General features: G+C 34.1%; 22 protein-coding genes. 7 read left to right on the forward strand and 15 right to left on the reverse strand.

Annotated elements, in window-relative coordinates; genetic code table 11:
• Positions 1–11: 11 nt before the first annotated feature.
• Together BMX64_RS04420 and rlmF are read right to left on the reverse strand one after the other, a co-directional pair.
• On the reverse strand, positions 12–620 hold the full coding sequence (locus BMX64_RS04420) for an RNA polymerase sigma factor (protein ID WP_091166580.1): 609 nt from the start codon (positions 618–620) through the stop codon (positions 12–14).
• 641 nt (positions 621–1,261) lie between these two features.
• Positions 1,262–2,221, reverse strand: coding sequence for a 23S rRNA (adenine(1618)-N(6))-methyltransferase RlmF (rlmF, locus tag BMX64_RS04425; RefSeq protein WP_091166581.1), 960 nt, complete (start codon positions 2,219–2,221; stop codon positions 1,262–1,264).
• A gap of 157 nt (positions 2,222–2,378) precedes the next feature.
• On the opposite strand from rlmF, the gene BMX64_RS04430 reads away from it, so the two are divergent.
• Complete coding sequence (locus BMX64_RS04430; protein ID WP_091166582.1) at positions 2,379–3,245, forward strand: alpha/beta fold hydrolase; 867 nt, start codon at positions 2,379–2,381, stop codon at positions 3,243–3,245.
• 4 nt (positions 3,246–3,249) lie between these two features.
• Here the strand turns inward: BMX64_RS04430 and BMX64_RS04435 are convergent, their stop codons facing one another.
• The 6 genes from BMX64_RS04435 to trmD form a co-directional block, all read right to left on the reverse strand.
• Positions 3,250–3,912, reverse strand: a complete 663-nt coding sequence (locus BMX64_RS04435; RefSeq protein ID WP_091166583.1) for a thiamine diphosphokinase — start codon at positions 3,910–3,912, stop codon at positions 3,250–3,252.
• A gap of 213 nt (positions 3,913–4,125) precedes the next feature.
• Positions 4,126–4,947, reverse strand: coding sequence for a DUF4249 domain-containing protein (locus BMX64_RS04440; protein WP_091166584.1), 822 nt, complete (start codon positions 4,945–4,947; stop codon positions 4,126–4,128).
• 41 nt (positions 4,948–4,988) lie between these two features.
• Positions 4,989–7,370: a TonB-dependent receptor gene (locus BMX64_RS04445; protein ID WP_091166585.1), complete on the reverse strand. Its 2,382-nt coding sequence runs from the start codon at positions 7,368–7,370 to the stop codon at positions 4,989–4,991.
• A gap of 142 nt (positions 7,371–7,512) precedes the next feature.
• Positions 7,513–8,736 (reverse strand): isocitrate dehydrogenase (NADP(+)), encoded by a 1,224-nt coding sequence (locus tag BMX64_RS04450; protein WP_091166586.1) that lies wholly within the window; start codon positions 8,734–8,736, stop codon positions 7,513–7,515.
• Between the two features lie 300 nt (positions 8,737–9,036).
• A complete protein-coding gene (gene rplS, locus BMX64_RS04455; protein ID WP_073354306.1) occupies positions 9,037–9,387 on the reverse strand; it encodes a 50S ribosomal protein L19 in 351 nt (116 codons plus the stop codon).
• 163 nt (positions 9,388–9,550) lie between these two features.
• Complete coding sequence (gene trmD, locus BMX64_RS04460) at positions 9,551–10,228, reverse strand: tRNA (guanosine(37)-N1)-methyltransferase TrmD (RefSeq protein ID WP_091166587.1); 678 nt, start codon at positions 10,226–10,228, stop codon at positions 9,551–9,553.
• A gap of 350 nt (positions 10,229–10,578) precedes the next feature.
• Here trmD and BMX64_RS04465 point away from each other — a divergent pair, with 350 nt between their 5' ends.
• Both BMX64_RS04465 and BMX64_RS04470 read left to right on the forward strand, forming a co-directional pair.
• Entirely contained in the window at positions 10,579–11,115 is a 537-nt protein-coding gene (locus tag BMX64_RS04465; protein ID WP_091168966.1) for a lipocalin family protein, read from the forward strand.
• Positions 11,116–11,276: 161 nt separating this feature from the next.
• On the forward strand, positions 11,277–12,209 hold the full coding sequence (locus tag BMX64_RS04470; RefSeq protein ID WP_091166588.1) for a peptidylprolyl isomerase: 933 nt from the start codon (positions 11,277–11,279) through the stop codon (positions 12,207–12,209).
• Between the two features lie 113 nt (positions 12,210–12,322).
• Here the strand turns inward: BMX64_RS04470 and BMX64_RS04475 are convergent, their stop codons facing one another.
• The 4 genes from BMX64_RS04475 to BMX64_RS04490 all read right to left on the reverse strand — a co-directional run bounded on the left by BMX64_RS04475 (position 12,323) and on the right by BMX64_RS04490 (position 16,109).
• A complete protein-coding gene (locus BMX64_RS04475; protein WP_317614706.1) occupies positions 12,323–13,195 on the reverse strand; it encodes an alpha/beta fold hydrolase in 873 nt (290 codons plus the stop codon).
• A gap of 175 nt (positions 13,196–13,370) precedes the next feature.
• Entirely contained in the window at positions 13,371–13,925 is a 555-nt protein-coding gene (locus tag BMX64_RS04480) for a thioredoxin family protein (RefSeq protein WP_091166590.1), read from the reverse strand.
• A gap of 234 nt (positions 13,926–14,159) precedes the next feature.
• The gene (locus BMX64_RS04485; protein ID WP_091166591.1) at positions 14,160–14,549 is read right to left on the reverse strand and encodes a GreA/GreB family elongation factor; all 390 of its coding nucleotides are present in this window, start codon (positions 14,547–14,549) and stop codon (positions 14,160–14,162) included.
• Between the two features lie 6 nt (positions 14,550–14,555).
• Positions 14,556–16,109: an FMN-binding glutamate synthase family protein gene (locus BMX64_RS04490; RefSeq protein WP_091166592.1), complete on the reverse strand. Its 1,554-nt coding sequence runs from the start codon at positions 16,107–16,109 to the stop codon at positions 14,556–14,558.
• Between the two features lie 401 nt (positions 16,110–16,510).
• Between BMX64_RS04490 and BMX64_RS04495 the strand changes: the two genes are divergently transcribed.
• Positions 16,511–16,846 carry a tRNA-binding protein gene (locus BMX64_RS04495; protein ID WP_091166594.1) on the forward strand — a complete coding sequence of 112 codons (336 nt, stop codon included), beginning with the start codon at positions 16,511–16,513 and terminating at the stop codon, positions 16,844–16,846.
• A 109-nt stretch (positions 16,847–16,955) separates the two neighbouring features.
• Here BMX64_RS04495 and BMX64_RS04500 read toward each other — a convergent pair whose 3' ends face one another.
• Positions 16,956–17,336 carry a PUR family DNA/RNA-binding protein gene (locus tag BMX64_RS04500; RefSeq protein ID WP_091168969.1) on the reverse strand — a complete coding sequence of 127 codons (381 nt, stop codon included), beginning with the start codon at positions 17,334–17,336 and terminating at the stop codon, positions 16,956–16,958.
• Between the two features lie 71 nt (positions 17,337–17,407).
• Positions 17,408–19,168, reverse strand: a complete 1,761-nt coding sequence (locus tag BMX64_RS04505; RefSeq protein WP_091166596.1) for an ABC transporter ATP-binding protein — start codon at positions 19,166–19,168, stop codon at positions 17,408–17,410.
• Between the two features lie 201 nt (positions 19,169–19,369).
• Here BMX64_RS04505 and BMX64_RS04510 point away from each other — a divergent pair, with 201 nt between their 5' ends.
• The 3 genes from BMX64_RS04510 to yajC all read left to right on the forward strand — a co-directional run bounded on the left by BMX64_RS04510 (position 19,370) and on the right by yajC (position 21,873).
• Positions 19,370–20,476, forward strand: coding sequence for a Glu/Leu/Phe/Val family dehydrogenase (locus BMX64_RS04510; RefSeq protein WP_091166598.1), 1,107 nt, complete (start codon positions 19,370–19,372; stop codon positions 20,474–20,476).
• A gap of 185 nt (positions 20,477–20,661) precedes the next feature.
• Complete coding sequence (nusB, locus tag BMX64_RS04515) at positions 20,662–21,573, forward strand: transcription antitermination factor NusB (protein WP_091168972.1); 912 nt, start codon at positions 20,662–20,664, stop codon at positions 21,571–21,573.
• A 27-nt stretch (positions 21,574–21,600) separates the two neighbouring features.
• Positions 21,601–21,873 (forward strand): preprotein translocase subunit YajC, encoded by a 273-nt coding sequence (yajC, locus tag BMX64_RS04520; RefSeq protein ID WP_091166599.1) that lies wholly within the window; start codon positions 21,601–21,603, stop codon positions 21,871–21,873.
• Between the two features lie 73 nt (positions 21,874–21,946).
• On the opposite strand, the gene BMX64_RS15765 is transcribed toward yajC, so the two are convergent.
• Positions 21,947–22,396: a hypothetical protein gene (locus tag BMX64_RS15765; RefSeq protein ID WP_208858957.1), complete on the reverse strand. Its 450-nt coding sequence runs from the start codon at positions 22,394–22,396 to the stop codon at positions 21,947–21,949.
• Positions 22,397–22,509 lie beyond the last annotated feature (113 nt).

Here is a 22,509-nt window from a genome sequence, read left to right on the forward strand (position 1 = left end):
GTTTAAAAAAACTAAAAAAGACTTGATGATAGTAGGAAAAGAAGCGAAAGGTCTCCCTTCCATTCTTTACGAAGATTCACTACAGCACGATGTAACAAATTGTTTGCGGATTGATAATTCACTTGGAGCATATCGGCAATTTGTTCGACACTAAGGCCTTGATGGTAGCGAAGGTACAAGGCTTCTTTTTGCCGAGTAGGTAAATTATTTAATAATTCATTGAGATGTGAAACTTTCTCTTCAGTTGCTTCATCAGAAATTAGTTGATGCTCAACGGAGAAATCAAAGAGAAATTCAATCGAGTCCATTGAAGTAGTTTTGCGAAAAATATGGTCGCGCTCTTGCAGACGTGCGATTCTCTTACGAACACTTGACAGAAGATAAGCTTTTACCACAACCGAATCATTTAGTGACTGTCTGTAAACCCAAACATCCGTAAAAACATCTTGCACACAATCTTGTACTTTTTCAGGAAAAGGTGAAAACGAATTTCCATACCGCACCAAATGCCCGTAATACTTTTCAAAAAGGAACGAAAAAGCCTTTTCGTCACCCTCTTTTAGATTCCTCCAAAGGACAGTTTCATCAAGGGTATCGATATATAATGTTTGACTTTTCATAATTTAGTTAGGATAGATTAATTCTTTTCCGTGCAAATATGTTGAAACACAATTTTATTGAGGTTTTTATTGAAATATTTTTGAAGGTCTAACATTAATGTTATTAATGCCTTTTTTTACTACTTAGATCAACTTTTTAAATACACAAAAACTTCCCTTTCTTTTACCTTATTAAAGTACTTATTAATAACAATCTTACTAAACTTCTAAACGGAATTTATTTCTGTCCTAATTAAGCTTTTTGAATGCTTAACTTTATAGTATAGAATTATTTAAACTCATATATTTCCAGAAGTAAAGAGAAATATTATAGGATTTTATTGCTGTTTTTAATCTAATTTGAAGTAAATTTAAAATTGAATTCACGCCTTAATAATTTAATGTTTTATTAACAAACATAAGCAATTATATGTTAAAATTTATTTTTACTCTTAAAATTAAGAAGAAATACAACTATTTATGAATAACAGTATTTTTTTTTCGGTAAAATAAATTTTTAGAAGTTTAATTATTGATTTAATAATGAAGTTTTTTAAGGGCTTCATTTTAAATACATAATAGAGAAAAGTATAGGTACAGATTGATTTTCCCGACTATCAAGAATGATTGGTGGGATTGAATACTTAAACGTAAAAGAGTTTTTATTCGAACTTCCAGGCTTTTTTTTGTGCTTCACTTAAAAAAGTCCAAGCTACAATTCGGCTTGTTTTTTGGCCTTGAGCCATATCAATCGTTTTAATTTCGACCGCACTTACCTTATTTAATGTTTTGTAAAGACTGGAAAGATTTTCTTTTTTAGAAACCAAAGTTGTGAACCATAAACACTGCATCGGATATTTTGCACTTTCATAAATCATTTGCGTAACGAAACCTAATTCGCCGCCTTCACACCACAATTCAGCGTTATGACCGCCAAAATTTAAAACAGGTTTAGTTACTTTGCTCGTGGCGCTTCGGGATTCTAAATTATTGATTTTTCGAACCGTACTTTTTGTAGCTTCATCTTGTGAGGCATGAAAAGGAGGATTGCAAATGGTAAACGTAAATTTATCTTCGGGAGTGATTATGTTTTTAAAAATAAAACGCGATTCCGTTTGCTGTTGCAAACTGATGGCATCAATCAATTTTGGGTTTTCCTCAATGATGGCGCTACAGTTTTCAATTGCTTTTAAATCGATATCGGTTCCTACAAAACTCCATCCGTATGCTGAATTACCAATTATTGGATAAATGCAATTCGCACCTACACCAATATCTAAACCTTGAACAGTTTCGCCTTCAGGAATGATTCCGTTATTACCTGAGGCTAATAAATCTGCTATATAATGAATGTAATCTGCTCTTCCGGGAATCGGTGGGCAAAGATAATTTTTAGGAATATCCCAGTTTTGTATGTCATAATGAGATAATAACAACGCTTTGTTAAGCGCTTTTACCGCATCGGGATTGCTAAAATCAATAGTCTCGATATTATGTTCATTGATAGAAACAAAATGCTGTAATTCAGGAGATTTATCGCTTAATTGCTCAAAATTATATCCAAATCTATCCAGATTTCGTGGATGTAAATTAGTCTTTTCAGTAATCGTTTTCGCTTTCATTTTCTTTATTTCGATGCAAATATAGTCATAACTATTTTGTAAAAGCGTTAAGACGACTTTAACCATTAAACAGATGGAAAATAAATCATAAAATCATAACGTTACTTATTTTTCGAGAACTTAAAACGGTTACATTTATAAAAAATATACAAATAGCATGACTTTTATGCCCGCTTCATTTCATTTCAAAAAGAGATACATAGTTTACAGTTTGATGTTTTTGTATATCGTAATGTGTCAGTCTTGTATGACGATGCGATTTTCGAATAAAGAAACAACAAAATTTTTTGCTGTCTCTAAAACAGAATTTCAGGATAATACAATTGCTTTTGAAGGATATAAAATACATTATGTAGCAACGGGAAATGCGGAAAACCCGACTTTGTTTTTTGTGCATGGTTCACCTGGCAGTTGGAATGCTTTCAAGGAATACCTTCAGGATTCTTTATTGCTTAAAAAATACCGAATGATTGCTATTGACCGACCGGGTTTTGGATACAGTGATTTTGGCGATGCTCAAAATTTAAAAGTACAATCGCAAAGAATATCGGAGTTTATCAAAAAAATCGATAATAAAAAGCCGCTAATTTTAGTAGGACATTCCGTTGGCGGGCCAGTTGTAGCGCAATTAGCCGTTGATAATCCATCATGGCTCAAACGATTGGTGATACTCGCAGGATCATTAGACCCGAAAGCTGAAAATCCGGAAAAATGGAGAACGGTTATCAAGGCATCGCCTTTACGATATTTAATTCCCGGAGCATTACGTCCTTCTAATGATGAGTTATGGTGGCTCAAACAAGATTTGGTGGACTTAGAGCCAGAACTGAAAAAGATTACTTGTGATGTTACCATTATTCATGGAACAAAAGATGCTTTGGTACCGTACAGTAATGTTGCCTTTATGCAAAAAATGTTTGTCAATGCTAAGTCACTGGATACAATAACGATCAAAAAAGCGAATCATTTTATTCCCTGGAGTCATTATGAGATTGTGAGAAACGCTTTGTTGAATATTCAATAAATACCTAATCCAAACATTCCATCATCAATAAATCGCCTTCATCATGTTCTATTGTTACGATTCCGTCTTTGATGACGTGATTGCTGCTTCCGGTTCTGTAACCAATAGTGAGACTATCATCTTTCAATGGATAAAATAAATTATCCGAATGAATTCCTGTCACGTGACCGATGGGGATTAATGAAATAGGAGTGTCCGCTGTGTACCATTTTTCGAATTTCTTAGGCAAAAGAAATACCCTAGAGTGATCATCCAAAATAACAATTTTTAATAGATTTCTGTATCGTGTAATGTTGGTCAGATTGGTAATCGTATGATCGGCTCTGCGTCCGGTTGCCCAAACGACGTTTACGGCAGGAATTTTTCTTTCGATTAAATAGTCAAAAGCTTTTTCTAAATCGGTTTTATTCTGGTCCGGCGTATGAATAATTTCGATTGGGTATTGAGATGTTTTATAAATTTCAGGATCAAATCCTCTGTCAAAATCTCCTAAAAGCACATCTACTTTGATGTCTAATTCCATGACGCGAACCATAGCCGAATCTAATACAACTACAAGCGGCGACCATTCCAATAATTGACCCAATAGTTCCGGATTACAGGAAGCGCCATTGGCAATGATTAAAGCGGGTTCTTGGTCGTCGCGAACGATATGATGTGAAGACATGGTTGATTATAAGTTATGAATTATGATGTAAAAGTAAATAAAAGTTCTCGTTTTATACCTTGTGTAGTAGCCCAGATGGCAATGAAAACCAAAACAGGTTGTAAACTTTAGTTTTCCGGCAGTAGAAGAGCGACCAAAGGAAGCTCCTTGTACGGACTGGAAAACTGTTTAGAACCTGTTTTAGTTGTAGTGAACAGCTGGATTAGCTCCTAATTATTCAATCGTGTAATTTCTAACATCGACTTCGCTGAGGGAGAAATAGCCCAAAGGATAGTTTGCCGCATCCGTGGTATTGACAATGTTTCCTCTTACGGTTGCGGGAGGAGATTGAAACGGTCCGCCACCATTATTTCCTGCGATACTCACCAAAACACTCATGTAATTGTAGTATGCTTTTGAAATTCCGAAGTGCGTGACTTCAATTTTATTGTCTTTTTTTAAATCATCATTTTGTGAGATACTAAAGAATTCGTTTCCGTTAAAAAACTCATCTTGGTCTACATAAAAGTTTGATTTTATTTGGTTCGAGTATACATATTTGTAAAGGTAATAATTGCTTTCACCTGCCGGATCTTGGTAGAATGTCTTAATTTCAATGTCGGTTCCAGTAAAACCACCTTGATTGTTTTGAATAATTTTTGTTATTGGCGTAACGGGTTTCAATGTTTCAGTAGCAGTGTAGGTATTGCCATTGTTGATAACTGTCAGCGTATAGGTTTCGTTGATTACAGGAATAAAAGTAGTACAAGTATACTCGCCGGTATTCGCAATTTCCGAAAAATTGAAAAATACATTAGCGCTATTTTTTATGGAAACTGTTGCGCCGGAAACTTTTGGAATTTCTGTGCTGTAAAAACTGGTTGTAGTGGTTAGTTTTATTCTCTGTTGATTTCCGGTTGTTCCTTTTTTCCAATTGATTGCTGCTTCAATAACCAGTTTTGGTGGTGCATTGTCTAAATCTACTTCGACAACATCTTCACAGCTTGCCGAAAAAAAAGCGATTAAAAGTACCAGATATAGTGTTATTTTTTTCATGATTTCATGTTTTTATTTTGAGCTCTTATTGAATGCTACCATTAAAATTTAAAGTTATAACTCACTGCCGGAACTACACCAAAAATCGAAGTTTTTACAGCTTCATTGCTTCCGGTATCTGTATTTTGTCTGAAATTGATAGAAGCCGCATTTTTCCGATTGTACAAATTGTAAATACTGAAAACCCATTCGCCTTTCCACTGGCGGTCTTTGTTGCTTTTTGGAGTTAATGTTGCGGCGATATCTAAGTGATGGTAAGCCGGAAGACGATTTTCATTTCTCAATCCATAACTGGGAACATTGATTCCTAAGTAGTCATATTGTCCAACAGGATACGTCACCGGTTGTCCCGTTTGCAGGGCAAAATTAGCTCCGAAAGACCATTTTTCGTTCAAATTATAGGATGTGGTTATCGCAACATTATGTAATTTATCATAAACGGAATTGTACCATTGACCGTTGTTGATTCCCGTTTCTACTGATGTTCTTCCTGGAGTTTGTTGCTCAGATTTTGATAAGGTATACGAAATCCAGCCGTTAAATTTTCCTTCGTTTTTTCGGAACATGATTTCTAAACCGTACGATCTTAATTGCCCGTTCAGGATTACTTGTTCAATGGCTTTATTGGCAATCAAATCAGCGCCGTCAATATAATCCAACCGGTTTTGCACTTCTTTGTAATAGGTTTCTACTTCAAGAGAATACATGTCGTCGTTGAAGTTTTTAAAGTAACCCAAAGCCACCTGATCCGCAATTTGTGGTTTTATAAAACTATCACTTGGCGTCCAAACATCTAACGGAGTAGGCGATGAGGTATTCGAAATCAATTGTAAATACTGTACCATTCTATTATAACTCGCTTTTACAGATTGGTCGTCATTGATTTGGTAGGCCACAGAAAAACGCGGCTCCAAATAATTATAGCTTTGCATAACTTTATTTCTTTCGTAAAATTTAGTGCCAATTGTAGTTGCTTTTTCATAAATCTGTAACTCGGAATTGAATGTTACAGGATTATTGTCGGCATAAATATTCACGGTAGATTGTCCTAAACGGTAAAACATACTGTAACGAAGTCCGTAAGAAAATGCTATTCTATTGGAAATTTCATGATCAGCATTGATGTAAAGTGCAGGTTCGAAAGCATATTTTTTATCCAATTGAGCAAAATTTATTCCGGAGTTTTCATCAGATGGTTTGATGGTTCCCGGATTGAATTCGTAATAAATTCCGTTTACACCGTAATTCAATTTGAATTTATCCGAAATATAATTCTTGAAATCGTATTTGATATTATAGTTTCTAATGCCGGAATCCCATTGGAAACCTACAAAATCCAAATCTAAACCGTAATAATAATCGCTGTAAATTAAAGATAAATTAGAAAATAGCTTTTCAGAGAACAGGTGATTCCAACGCAAGTTTAAAGTGGCATTTCCATAGATATTGGTAAAACTTTTGTTCAGACTGAAAACATCGCGACCAAAATAACCCGATAAATAAAGACTGTTATTAGTATTTAATTTATAACTGAGTTTCATATTTAAATCATAGAAATAAGCCGAGTTGTCTTTTTGTTCTTCGGAAAGCTTCAGAAATAAATGTGCATACGAACTTCTACCGCCAATAAGGAACGAACCTTTGTCTTTTACCAATGGTCCTTCGGCCAAAATACGGCTGGAAATCAATCCGATTCCTCCATTGACATGAAATCCTTTGCTGTTGCCGTCTTTTTGATAAATATCCAAAACAGAAGAGGCTCTTCCGCCGTAGCGAGCCGGAATTCCCCCTTTATATAATTTTAAATCTTTTATAGCATCTGGATTAAAAACAGAGAAAAATCCAAAAACATGTGATGAATTAAAGATAGTTGCTTCGTCTAATAAAATTAAATTCTGGTCGGCTCCACCACCACGAACATTAAAACCGGAAGCGCCTTCGCCAGCATTTGTAACTCCGGGAAGTAACAAAATAGATTTTAAAACATCGACTTCACCCAGCACAACTGGCATTTTTTTGATAGCCGAAATGGAGAGTTTATTAACGCTCATTTCTGGTTTTTTGATGTCAATTTTTGTTTTATTATCAGTAATAATTACTTCTTGTAAAGCGGTTTCATTACTGAATAAATTAAAATTGTTTTTTATATTTTGGTTGAGAGATATCGATTCGGAAATGGTCAGATAACCCAAATAACTTATTTGAATGGTATAATTTCCTTTTGGTATCGTAATGGAGTAAAATCCATATTCATTGGTGGTTACGCCAGTTTTTAACTCTGGAATCACGACGTTGACACCTATTAAAGTTTCATTGCTGTTGGCGTCAATAATAGTTCCGCTTAGTGTAAATTTTTCTTGTCCGAAAGACGAGAGCGTGGACAGTAATACAACTAAAAAGGTAATAATTTTCTTTGGAGTCATTGTTTATATTTTATCGAAATGAAAAAACGCAAAGTACACTAAATTGAATAGCAATTGTCATATAACAACTGTTAAGGTATTGCTAATATAAAAAAAAGACAACCGTTTCGGGTTGCCTTTTGAATATAATGTAGAAAAAGAATTAAGCTAGTTTAGCATCTAGATTTTCTTTTATTGCTGCCAAGAAAGCTTCGGTAGTCAAGTAATCCGCTGCAGTTAAACCTTCTGGTTTTACTAACATCGCTAAATCTTTAGTCATTTTCCCGCTTTCAACAGTATCAATACATACTTGTTCTAGAGCATGACAAAAATTAATTAATGCTTGGTTTTCGTCAAGTTTACCTCTGTGTTCCAATCCTCTTGTCCATGCAAAAATAGAGGCAATTGGGTTGGTTGAAGTTGCTTTTCCTTGTTGGTGTTGTCTGTAGTGACGTGTAACTGTTCCGTGAGCCGCTTCCGCTTCTAGCGTTTTTCCATCAGGAGTTACCAATACTGAAGTCATTAAACCTAATGAACCAAAACCTTGTGCAACAGTGTCTGATTGAACATCGCCATCGTAGTTTTTACAAGCCCAAACAAAACCACCGCTCCATTTCATTGCAGAAGCAACCATGTCATCGATTAATCGGTGTTCGTAAACGATACCTGCTTCAACAAATTGAGCTTTGTAAGTAGATTGATATACTTCTTCAAAAATATCTTTGAAACGTCCGTCATAGGCTTTCAAAATAGTATTTTTTGTAGAAAGATACAAAGGCCATTTTTTTGTCAAAGCCATTTGGAATGATGAATGTGCAAAACCGTAAATACTTTCGTCAGTATTGTACATTGCCATTGCAACTCCGTCTCCTTTATAGTCGTATACTTCCCAAGTTTGAGTTTCTCCTTCTTCAGGTACAAAAGTCATGGTTAGTTTTCCTTTTCCTTTGATGACAGTATCCGTTGCTTTGTATTGATCTCCAAAAGCATGACGACCAATAACGATAGGCTGAGTCCATCCGGGAACTAAACGAGGTACATTTTTCATGATAATTGGTTCACGGAAAACGGTTCCACCTACAATATTACGGATTGTTCCGTTTGGAGATTTCCACATTTTTTTTAAACCAAATTCTTTAACGCGGTCTTCATCTGGAGTTATAGTAGCACATTTAATACCAACATTGTATTTTTTTATTGCTTCAGCAGAGTCAATAGTGATTTGGTCATTGCTTGCATCTCTGCTTTCCATTCCTAAATCATAATATTTAATATCTAAATCTAAATAAGGCAGAATTAATTTTTCTTTAATAAAGGACCAAATAATTCGTGTCATTTCATCGCCATCCAATTCAACCACTGGATTGGCTACTTTAATTTTTGTCATAGTGTATGGATATATGTAATTCTTATTTTTAAACCTAGCTACAAAGGTAATAAAACGATATCGTAAAAGAAAATGCGTTTTCATTAAGTTTTTAGTAGGATAAATTGAATTATTAAATTATTGTTTTTGCTTGTTCAAATTGAGAATATGAAAATGATATTCCTTATAAATTATCAAATAGAAAGCGCTTGAAATGCTTTTAATTCCTATAAATTTTAAAGAATAATATTAAATCCCTTGGTTTTGAACCAAAAAAAAGTCCCAACACTGTTGGGACCTTTATAGTAAAGAGATATTTGACTATCTTCTTTTGTCTTTAATCTTAGCTTTTTTACCAGTAAGTTCTCTGAAGTAGAAAATTCTAGCTCTACGAACTGCACCTTTTTTGTTGATTTCAATTTTTTGTAAAGCTGGCAAGTTTACTGGGAAGATACGCTCTACTCCAATAGCACCTGACATTTTACGAATTGTGAAAGTTTCTGTATTAGCAGAACCTCTTCTTTGGATAACAACTCCTTTGAAAAACTGTGTTCTAGTTTTTTCACCCTCTCTAATTTCGTAGTAAACGGTGATAGTATCTCCAGCTGCAAAAACTGGGAATTCTTTTCTTGTTACGAATTCGTCTTGAACGAATTTCATTAAATCTGCCATGATATTTTTTAATTATGGGTTGTATTAAATCAACATTCACGGATCTCGCCAGAGGTTGAACTAATGTGGGCGCAAAAGTAAATAAAAAAGTTTAAATTTTAAAGTATTTCTTGTTTAAAGTTTAGAAGTTCTTGAATACCAACTTTAAACTTTAAACAAATTTTTAATCTTCTAGCAAATCCGGTCGTCTGTTCTTTGTGTGTTCGTATGCCATATCCTCGCGCCATTTGTCAATTTTGGCAAAATTCCCGCTGGTCAAAACCTCCGGAACTTTCCATCCGTTGTAATCCGCCGGGCGTGTGTATATAGGTCCTGATAATAATCCATCCTGAAAACTATCCGTCAATGCTGAGGTTTCGTCACTCAAAACGCCAGGAATCAATCGGATCAATGCATCTGATAATACCAAAGCTCCTAATTCGCCGCCACTCAATACATAATCACCAATTGATATTTCTTTGGTAATAAAATGATCGCGTACGCGTTGATCTACCCCTTTATAATGTCCGCAAAGGATAATGATATTCTCATACATCGACATCGTGTTCGCCATTTTCTGGTTTAGGGTTTCCCCATCCGGCGACATATAAATGATTTCGTCGTAGGTTCTTTCGCTTTTCAAATGCGTAATACAAGCATCAATAGGTTGTACCGTCATCACCATTCCGGCACCACCGCCATAGGGATAATCATCCACGCTTTTCTGTCTGTTGGTCGTATAGTCCCGCAGATTATGAAAATGAACTTCCACCAATCCTTTGTCAATAGCACGTTTCATAATCGAAGCCTCAAACGGACTTCGCAATAATTCTGGGAGAACGGTAACAATATCGATGCGCATAATTTTAAATCTTAGTTTGAAAGTTGCAAAGGTACAAAGATGGCAAGGTTTTCAAATAACCAAATAACCAAATCAACGATTAAACTTTTCTTTAGGAGCTATTTCCAGCTTTACACGCTATCTTTTCTTGCTTAAAGAAAGCAAGAAAAGGATGTTGTTTCAATCTGGGCTAGGGTTTAGTTGAATTAGAATATTTTCGTTATTATAAAGACTTAGGGAGCATAGCACCACAAACAAAAGCTGCTATGACTAATGTAGAGATTTGTATTGTTTTAGTAAATCTTAAAGTATTCTAAATTGTATTGATTTACAATTTTTTATTTCTGAATTTTGATATTCAATGAAAGATGATGAAAAATAAAATTCGAGTTTTAGGAAGTCTAACACTGCTCTCTGCAAGTCTGTTGGTTATGAATTCCTGCAGCTCTATACCTAAGGGCGCTGTGGTAATTCAAGATTTTGATCAAGATAAATACTTAGGCAACTGGTACGAAATTGCACGGCTGGATTTTATTTTCGAAAAAAACTTGAACAATACAACCGCTGAATATTCATTAAACGAGGATGGAACGATTAAGGTGGTAAATCGAGGGTATAATTACATAAAGAACAAAGATGTAGCATCTACAGGCAAAGTGAAGCTTGCAGGTGATTCAAAGGAAGGGAAATTAAAAGTTTCTTTTTTTGGACCATTTTATTCGGGATATAACATTATTGGACTTGATTCAGACTATAAATATGCTTTGGTTGCAGGTAAAAGTCTGAAATATCTGTGGTTGCTTTCACGGGATAAAACAATGCCACAAGAGGTAAAAGAAGCATATTTAAAAACGGCGAAAGATCTTGGTTACAAGACTTCCGAACTTATTTGGGTAAAACACAATTAGTTTTTACAAATAGAAGAGGGAATTATTTACAGTCTTTTTTGCTAAAATGGCTCAGTACAATCACTAAAAAATGGTCTTCAATTAACTGAATCCATTTAATGAGAATTTTCAAATTGTCTAATTTAATTCGTAAATTTGCGCTTTAACAAAAATTAAAAAAAATGGAAAACGGAATATATGCTAAATTCAACACCACTAAAGGTGCTATTTTAGTAAAACTTACACACGACTTGACTCCGGGCACAGTTGGGAACTTTGTAGGATTGGCAGAAGGAAACTTAGAAAATAAAGTAAAACTACAAGGGGTTAAATTTTATGACGGATTAAAATTTCACAGAGTAATTCCTGATTTCATGATTCAAGGGGGTTGTCCACAAGGAACTGGAACTGGAGATCCAGGGTATAAATTTGATGATGAATTTCACCCAAGTTTAAAACACAACCGTCCGGGAGTTTTGGCTATGGCCAATTCTGGACCAGGAACAAACGGTTCTCAATTCTACATTACCCATATCCCAACAGAATGGTTGGATAATAAACATACTGTTTTTGGTCATGTTGTAGAAGGTCAGGATGTTGTAGATGCTGTTGAGCAAGGAGATATTTTAGAGTCTTTAGAAATTATCAGAGAAGGTGAAGAAGCTAAAAATTGGAATGCAATAGAAGCTTTTATTACTTTCAAGGGATCTCGTAACAAACGCGATGCAGCTTTAAAAGCAGAAGCAGAAGCTGAAATGGAAAAATTAGCGGCTGGTTTCGAAAAAACAGAAAGCGGTTTGCGTTACCAATTCATTCAAAGAGGTGAGGGTAAAAAAGCAGAAAGCGGAAAAACGGTTGCTGTTCATTATGAAGGTTCACTAGAGAATGGGAAAGTTTTTGATTCTTCTTATCCAAGAAAAAAACCAATTGAATTCAGATTGGGTCAAGGTCAGGTTATTGAAGGATGGGACGAAGGAATTGCCTTGTTGCGAGTAGGTGACAAAGCACGTTTCGTTATTCCTTCTCATTTAGGTTATGGATCCCGCGGTGCTGGAGGAGCAATTCCACCAAATGCCACTTTGATTTTTGACGTTGAATTAATGGAAGTAAAATAGTTTAAACTATTCACAGTCCTTATAAAATTAAGAAATCCCAAAACGTGAGTTTTGGGATTTTTTGTGGATTAAATTAAAGCTGTAGCCATTTGAAAATTCAATGTGCTGCTTATTTATGAATTTAAAAATTCAACCAAATCTTTGTTTAATTTATCTTTTTCAATGTAAAATAACCCGTGTGGTGCTCCTTCATAGACGATGAATTTATTATCCGGAATTAATTTTGTCGCTATCTCAGAAGTAATTTCAATAGGGACTGTTTTGTCTTCATCCCCATGAATAATTAATGTAGGAACATTTACGGATGCCATTTCACGACGAAAATCGGTTGTTGAAAATGATATGGCACATTCTAAAGTAGCACGTGGTGAAGCAAAAGAGCACAACATTCTATAATAATCCAATAAAGGAGTACTGATTGGTTTACTGATAAAGCTCACCCCAAAAAACGTTTTTCCAAAATTATCCAGAAAACCAATTCGGTCGGCTTTAATTTGTTCCGCCATCCCGTCGTATTTTTCTTGTGGAACACCATTTGGATTCGAATCGGTTTGCAGTTGAAAAGGGGTTACTGAAGAGATAAGTACCGCTTTTGAAACTCCTTTTCCGCCATGTCGACTGAAATAGCGTACCACTTCTCCACCGCCCATTGAAAATCCAACAAGTGTAGCTTCTGTTAAATCCAATTGCTCAATAATGGCCTTTAAATCGTCAGCCAAAGTGTCATAATCATACCCATTCCAAGGTTGTGAAGATTTCCCAAAACCACGACGGTCATACGCAATAACTCTAAAATTATTTTGAACTAAAGTATCAATTTGGTATTCCCACATTTCATTAGATAAAGGCCAACCATGAATAAGAATTACAGGTTTTCCTTGACCATAATCTTTCACATATAATTTTACATTTGGCGCTGTCTCAATATACATGTCTATGCCAGTATTATCTTCTTTTCTCGATTCGATGTTGTTTATTTGACTCATTTCCATAATAGTTACTATTTACCAGATGAATTTAGTATTCATCTTTTGTAAATTTAGAGGGATTTGATAAAAAGAGTATTACAAAATTCGTTTAAATAGTTATAACTTTTTTTGTTTTTTAAAGAAATGCGAAAGTATTCTGCTGGGAATCAGGGTTGTTTTTGTGTAATTGAATTTACTTCCATTTTATACTGCATCCGATACTTGGTTTTTGATTCGGATTAATAATTCGATTGTAAACTACGCCGTCAATGGCGCCACGCAAATCATTTCCACTTAAAGGAATGCCATTTCCAGGCCGGCTGTCATCGAGTTGACCGCGATAAACTAATTTGTCTAGATTGTCAAATAGGAAAAAATCAGGCGTACATGTTGCACCATACGCTTTGGCAACATCCTGTGTTTCATCATAAAGATAGGGAAACTCAAAATTATTTTCAAAGGCAAATTCTGTCATCAATTCGGGAGCGTCTTGCGGATAGTTTACGACATCATTACTGGAAATAGCAATAATTCCGATGCCTTGCACTCGATAATCATTAGCTATCATAGAAATTTCTTCAAGAGCATGGTGTACAAAAGGGCAGTGATTGCAAATGAATAGGACCAATGTTCCTTTTTCGCCTTTTAAATCTGCAAAAGAAAACCATTCAGAGGAGTTGGTGTCTTTCAAATAAAATTCAGGAGCGGTTGTACCCAGCGGCACCATTTTAGAAGCAGTTTTTGACATTGAAGTTTTTCCAGTTTAAAGTTTCAGCTTTAAAGTTAAGCAAAAGGATTTGGTTTTAGATTTAAAACGCTAATTTTTGTCAGTAAAATATTTGATTTACAACTTTAAATATAGATGATGAACTTAGATGAGGTTTTGAAAAATAGAATGTATTTTACAGTTCTACTTCAGTCAAGAGAAAACGAGATAAAAAAAACACCTTCATAAAATGAGGTGTTTAAAAAAGACTGAGAATTAGTTGCTTGTAGTATTCGTTACGGTAATTATTTTTAAAGTCTTAATTCCAGATGGTAATTGCCATTCCACTTCGTCATTTTCTTTAAAGCCAATTATTGCGACACATAATGGTGCCAGAATAGAAACTTTTCCTTCCTTTATATTGGATTGTGAAGGCATGACAATTTGAATTTTCATTTGCTGTTTGGTATTCACTTCTTCGATGATTACATGTGAATTCATTCGAACAATACTTTGGTCAAAAAGACCTTCTTTATTGACAATTGATCGGTCTAATTCTTGTGTAAGCAAGGCTATCTCTCTAATATTCGTACTGTCTTTTGCATTTTTTACCAATTCGCGAAGAATGTTATAATCGGTAATTGTTAAAACTGGAATTGGTTTCATATCGATTTAATTTAAGTTTATTTTTTCGGTTTTAGTTTTATTTTGAAAATCATTAAAAAATAGAGAAGCAAAGCTTTCATTGGTTTTGTGATCAATTCTTCGGTAAAAAACATCTGGAGTAATCGCTTTTGGTGAATCAAATCCACATGCTCCAATGAATTCTGCAAAAGCTTTTAACGTGTTGTTGTGGAAATGAGCAACGCGAACACTTTTTTCGGTAATATCTAATCCTTTGTATAATGCTTTATCTTGGGTTGCAATACCTACAGGACATTTACCACTGTCGCATTGCAACGCTTGAATACAACCCAATGCAAACATCATTCCTCGTGCGCTGTAACATGCATCGGCACCAAGTGATATTGCTTTGGCGATATCAAAACCAGTGATGATTTTCCCAGAAGCCATAATTTTAATTTCATCTCTGAGTTCAAATTGTTGCAAGGTTTTGGAAACAAAAATCAAAGCATCCGAAAGTGCCATTCCCATATAATCAATAAATTCTAATGGTGCTGCACCAGTACCTCCTTCGGCACCATCAACAGTTATAAAATCAGGTACAATTCCTGTTTCTTTCATAGCTTTAATGATATCAATAAATTCATCTTGGCGACCAATGCAAATTTTGAATCCCACTGGCTTTCCATTTGATAAGTGTCTTAATTTCTTTAGAAAAAGCAATAATTCTGTACTGTTTGAAAAAGCAGTATGTCCCGCAGGAGAATGTACTGCTACATGAGACTGGATATTTCTGATTTTAGCGATTTCAGGCGTATTTTTTTCGCCGGGTAATAATCCTCCGTGTCCAGGTTTGGCTCCTTGAGAGAGTTTTAACTCAATCATTTTGACTTGTGGGAAGTTGGCTTTTTCTGTAAATAATTCTTCCGAAAAAGTTCCATCATCTTTTCTGCATCCAAAATATCCTGTTCCGATTTGCCAAATTAAATCACCGCCTTCTAAGTGAAAATCGCTGATTCCTCCTTCGCCAGTGTTATGCGCAAAACCACCTTTTTGAGCTCCTTTATTCAAAGAAGAAATAGCAGTTTTGCTCAATGCGCCATAACTCATGGCGCTAATGTTATAAATACTGGCGCTATACGGTTGCAAACACTGGCTGTTGCCCACAGTAGTCCTGAAAAATTGTTTGTCAGCTCTTTTTGGATAAATAGAATGCGCCGCCCATTCATAACCAATTCTGTTTGGATCATCCTGCATTCCGAAAGAGATAGTTTGCTTTACATTTTTGGCTCTTTGATAAACGATTGTGCGTTGTCTGCGATTAAATGGTTTTCCGTCTAATTCGCCTTCAAAGAAATATTGACGCATTTCCGGACGAAAAGATTCTAGGAAATACCTGAATCGACCCACAATTGGGTAATTTTTTTTAACCGTGTGTTTGGATTGAAAAGTATCCGAAACTAGTAAATAGAGTAATAATAGAGGAATAGCCAAAAATAAATAATCAAGATAATTGAAATAAATCAATACACTGCTGATTACTAAAAACGAAAGGGTTGACGCCCAAATAATTTGGTGCGCAGCTAATTTTTTTAAAAACATGTTTTTAAATTAGGATTGAATTTTAAAAAGAGAATTTTTAAAATTTCAGATTAAATAAATGGTGTAAAGAAAAACCTTCGTCTCGAAGTAGTAGTTTGTTTTTATATAGACGAAGGTCTAATCAACAAAGGCTTTTGAATGCGAAAACTTAGCACCAAGCACAAAAATCTCTTTAAAAAGAGAGGTGCAAGTTGGTGTTATATTTGGAAAGATTTTCATGAATATTAAATTTCGCACTGCAAAAATACACTCATTTTTTTGAGTTCTAATACGTTTAACGTGTATTTAACATGTCAGATTTGTTTAGTGTTACTTTTCTTTAGTAAACATCTTTCTGTAAAAAGTAATTTTTTTATTTTGTAAAATGTAACTTTATATTTCAAAACTAAAATTTAAATTAAATGGATCTATCCTGGACTGAATTCGAAAAAGTGGAGATGCGTGTAGGAACTATTCTGGAAGTCAATGATTTTCCCGAAGCTAGGAACCCTGCTTATCAGCTCACAATAGATTTTGGTTCCGAAATTGGTATTCGAAAAACTTCTGCACAGATAACTAAACGCTATCAGAAAGAAACTTTGCTAGACCGCCAAATCGTAGCCGTGGTCAATTTTCCTAAAAAACAAATTGGGAAATTTATGAGCGAGTGCTTGGTTTTAGGAGCCGTTGGAGCCGAAGGTGATGTGATTTTACTGGCTCCCGATTTTAAAATAGAAAACGGATTGCGGATTGGATAGTTTGTAAATTTGTATAAATAGAATCAAATATAAATTGATTTTTCTATAAAAAAAGTCCAAAAATCAAATGACTTTTGGACTTTTTTATTGGTAAGTAAGTAACTAAAAATTAAATATCATCAAATTCTATATCTGTAAAAGTTGATGTTTGCGGTATAATTTCATCATCTGTTTTTTCAGATGCATATTCTTTTTTGAAATCTTTTTGGTGTCTTTCTGAGATTACTTCTTCGCCTTTGTGGTTCAAAACATAAGAAGTCATTTCTCCTAAAATTTCTGCAAAAGCAGCAAAATCTTCTTTGTATAAATAGATTTTATGTTTTTTGAAATGGAATGATCCATCTTCTTCAGTAAATTTTTTGCTTTCGGTAATGGTAATGTAATAATCATCTGCTTTTGTCGCTCTCACATCAAAGAAATAGGTTCTTCTCCCAGCTCTTAAAACTTTAGAAAATATCTCTTCTTTTTCTAACATGTCATGTTCTCTCATAATCCTTTCTATCAATTTATGGTTGTTAACTAGCATCCAAAAATCTATAAAAAATATGTATTATACAACAATTATAGCATTTCTTTTTCTGAAAGTTGTTTCAAATACAAAGCCGCATAATACCCTTCTTGATTTATCAATTGATTATGAGAACCTTGTTGGATAATTTGTCCTTTTTCAATAATTATAATTCTATCAGCATTTTTAGCTGATGATACACGGTGACTTACTATTATTGTTGTTTTGTCTTTACAAATTTCATGTAAGTTGTTCAATATTGCTTCTTCGGTCTCCGTATCAACGGCTGACAAACAATCGTCAAAAAGCAAAATAGGAGGGTTTTTAATAATGGCTCTGGCAATGGAAACTCTCTGTTTTTGACCTCCGGAAAGTGTAATTCCTCTTTCACCCAGAACGGTTTCGTATTGTTTATTAAAGCCCATGATGTTATCATGAACAACGGCACTTTTTGCTGCTGATTCCACTTCTTGCATGCTCGCATTCTCTTTACCAAACATAATATTATTCTTAATACTGTCTGAAAATAAAAACGCATCTTGCGGAACGATACCAATGCTGTTTCGCAAATCAAAAAGATTGACGTTGCTTATTTCGCTTCCGTCAATGGTTATTTTTCCATCGGTTACATCATACATTCTGGAAATTAAGGATAAAATGGTAGATTTTCCAGATCCTGTTTTCCCTAGAATAGCTAACGTTTCTCCTTTTTTTACGGTGAAAGAGATGTTTTGCAACGCTTTGATATTAGTATCCTCGTAAGTATAGCTTACGTTTTCGAAAGAAATAGATCCTTCAATCACTGATTTATTCAGGTTTTTATTTTTTATTTCGGGTTCAATTTTAAGGAATTCATTGAGACGTTTCTGTGAAGCTTCGGCCTCTTGAACCATAGAAGAAACCCAACCTAACGATGCTACGGGCCAAGTAAGCATATTCACGTACAAAATAAATTCGGCGATAGTTCCAATGCTTTTTATAGAACCGTTGATATACATTAAACCGCCAAAATAAATTACTACTAAATTACTGATTCCTATTAGCGCCAACATTAAAGGTCCAAATAAGGACTGGACTTTGGCCAAATTTAAGCTTTTGCTTTTGCTTTCATTGGCTAAACTCACCATGTTGTTTTGATGTTGGTTTTCCAAAGAATAGGCTTTTATCACTCGGATTCCTGAAAATATTTCTTGTGAAAAACTGGAAACTTTAGATAAATATTGTTGGAAAATGGTACTTCTTACATTGATTTCGGAACTCAGTTTGAAAATGGCGTATGATAAAAGCGGTAAAGGAAGCAATGTGTATAAAGTCAATATTGGCGATACATTATACATATAGACAATTACTATTGCAAAACGAATGACGGTATTTATGGTGTACATCACCGCTGGACCTACATACATTCTTACTTTTGAAACGTCCTCGCTGATACGGTTCATTAAATCTCCCGTACGATTTTGCTTGTAGAAGTTCTGCGAAAGATTCTCATATTGACGGAATACTTCGTTTTTTAAGTCAAATTCTATGTGGCGTGACATCACAATTAAGGTTTGTCTCATTAAGAAAGTAAGAAACCCGGCAATAATTGTGGTAGCAATAATCAATAGGATATTCGAAATTAATTCTTCGTGTATAACTGATTTGGCTATAGTTTTATCTTTGGCGAAAGCCTCAATAACCTTGAATGATTTGCTAATCAACTTGGGTGTGAAAAGCATGAATATTTGTGCAATAATGGTAAAAATAATTCCCAGTAAGAAACTGTATTTGTATTTGACGAAGTATTTATTTAAATAACGTAATTCTTTCATTTTTTTATGATATTCTGTGTTGAAATGATTTTATTTTTTAAAATAATTTTACTTTTTAATAATTTCCGTGATAAATTATTAGCGAGTTAAATTGCTGATTTGATATTTTTTAAACAAAAAAACAATGCATATTTGTTTTTTGTTTAAATTTGGATTGTCTTTTTGACGAATTCATAATTTATCACTATAAAAACTTACACTATGAATGCAGCTTTCACAACTGGAAAGGAACTTCAAAAAATGGATCCCGTTTTTGGTCAATTATCATTTGATGATCACGAACAAATTGTATTTTGCAACGACAAAGATACAGGTTTAAAAGCAATTATTGGTATTCATAATTCGGTTATGGGGCCTGCTTTGGGTGGTACACGAATGTATAATTATGCAAACGAATGGGAAGCTTTAAACGATGTATTGCGTCTTTCTCGCGGTATGACTTATAAGGCAGCGATTACAGGATTGAATATTGGCGGAGGGAAAGCAGTTATTATTGGAGATGCTAAAACGCAAAAAACTCCGGAGTTGATGCGTAAATTTGGTGAATTTGTGCACGGTTTAAGCGGAAGATATATTACTGCTGAAGATGTAGGAATGGAAACCGCAGATATGGATATCGTTAGAGATGTGACCCCTTATGTTACCGGAATTTCTGAATCCAGAGGTGGTTCTGGAAATCCATCTCCAGTTACGGCTTACGGAGTATATTTAGGAATGAAAGCAGCTGCAAAACAACAATTTGGTTCTGATGTTTTGAGTGGCAAGAAAGTATTGGTTCAAGGAATTGGTCATGTTGGTGAAACTTTAGTTGATTATTTAACCAAAGAAGGAGCAATCGTTACTATTGCTGATATCAATGAAGAAAAACTGAATGAAGTAGGAACGAAGTACCATGCAGAAATTTTCAGAGGAGAAGACTTGTACAGTGCAGATGTTGATATTTATGCGCCTTGCGCTATGGGAGCAACGTTAAATGACAATACTGTTTATAAAATTAAAGCAAAAGTAATTGCTGGTGCTGCCAATAATCAATTAGCTGATGAGAATGTTCACGGTGCAATTTTACAAGAAAGAGGCATTCTTTATGCTCCGGATTTCTTGATTAATGCCGGTGGAATCATCAATGTGTATGCTGAATTAGCGCATTATGACAAAGCAGAAATCATGCGTAAAACAGAAAATATTTACAACACAACATTAGAAATATTTGACTTTGCTATTGCGAACAAGATGACAACACATCATGCTGCTTTGACAATTGCTCAAAATCGCATCAATCAAAGAAAAATAGAAAATAGTAAAAAATAAAAAATAGTGCTCAGTTATCAGTATTCAGTGAACAATTTATTATCATTCACTGAATGCTGCCGATTGAAAACTTTAAAATAAGCGATTATATATTTTATTTTAAAAAATGAAATACTTATTTTTGCAGACTAATTAATAAAAGTTCTTACAAGGTGGTAAATAGAAGACACATTCGCGTTAAAGTAATGCAATCCATTTATGCGATGCATCAAAGCGGTTCAGATAATCTGGAAAAAGAAGAAAAATTCCTTTTTTACAGTATCGACAATATTCAAGATTTATACCTTATAATGCTTTCTTCCTTGATTGAAATTTGTAAAACAGAGACTGTCTTTTTACATAAATCAAGTTTGAAACATCTTGCAACTCCTGAGGAACGTAAACCCAACGAAAAGTTCATCAAAAACAGAATCTTTCAAATCCTTGCCGAAAACAATTCATTAAGTATTGCGCTGGAAAACCGTAAAATCAATAATTGGTCTTTAAACGACGATTATATTTTATTGCTTCTAAATGACGTAAAAGCAAGTAAATTGTATGCGGATTACATGAATAATCCAGTAAATACATTTGAAGAAGACAGACAGTTTATCGTTGATTTATTCATGGAGGTAATTGTTCCAAATGAGAAATTATATGAATATTTAGAGGATGATAAGTTAACTTGGGTTGATGATATTCCATTAGTGAATACACATATTATCAAGCAATTGAAAGCCATTAAATCTGGTGAAGATGATAATTTTAGAGTGCCAAAATTGTATAAAGACAATGAGGATAAGGATTTTGTTAAAGATTTGTTCCGAAAAACAGTCTTAAACGAAACGGAATTAGCTAAAGAATATCTTGATAAAACACCAAACTGGGATACTGAAAGAATTGCCGAAATTGACACAATTATCCTGAAAATGGCAATCTGTGAATTTTTGAAATTTCCATCCATTCCCGTAAAAGTAACTCTTAACGAATATTTAGAAGTTGCTAAAGAATATTCTACGCCAAAAAGTAGTATTTTTATCAACGGAATTTTAGACAATTTAGTAAAAGAACTGGAAGCCAGTAAAAGAATCATTAAAGCTGGTCGTGGTTTAATGTAATTAATCAATAAAAAAAGAATTTAAATTATGGAACAATTAACTCAATTTGCACCGTTTATATTAATGTTTGTGGTGATCTATTTCTTTATGATCAGACCACAACAGAAAAAAGCAAAACAAGAAAAAGAATTTGAAAGCACCTTGAAAGTAGGCGATAAAATCATTACTAAAAGTGGTCTTCACGGAAAAGTTTCTGAGTTAGCGGATACAACTGTTGTTGTTGAAACGATGTCAGGAAAATTGAAAATGGAGCGTTCTGCTATTTCGATGGAAATGAGTGCTGTATTGAACAAAAAATAATTCTCATTTTAATGAATTAAAAAAGTCCCAACCGATTATTCGGATTGGGACTTTTTTTGGATAAAAAATATCCTTATTTTTTATTCTTTTTATTCTTCTTCGCTTTTTTTGATTTTGCTTTGGCTTTTTTAGCTTTTATCTTGGCTTTAACTTTTGCTTTCTTAGCTTTATCCTTTTTGGCTTTTTTTGCCTTTTTGGCTTTTGCTTTCGCTTTTTGTTTTGCTTTCTCTTTTGCATCGGCTTTTTTAGCCTTTTTCTTGTCTTTGTCTTTCATTTTTACTTTGTTTTTAGTCTTATTTTTACTTTTTTTCTGATTTGAAACGTCACTATTATCATTGTCTTCTAGATCAATAGTAGTAATCTCAATAGTTTCTGTTATGACTTCTTCAATTACAGGTTGAATAATTTCAACGGGTTCCGCTACAGGTTTAACTACTTTAGTTCTTGGAGCTCTAATTGGCTTGTCAATTTCAGGTTTTGCTGGAGATACTGGATCAGTTTCTGCTTCTTTCTTTTGTATCATAATTTATAGTTTTAGCTTTTATTCAATTAAACGAATAGTTGTTCTGGTGTTACTAAATTGTTAGGTGCTTGTAAGTAAATGTAGTGATTTAATATACTGGTCAATGTTAAGTT

Origin of the sequence: Flavobacterium sinopsychrotolerans, from assembly GCF_900110375.1 — a bacterium.
GTDB lineage: Bacteria > Bacteroidota > Bacteroidia > Flavobacteriales > Flavobacteriaceae > Flavobacterium > Flavobacterium sinopsychrotolerans.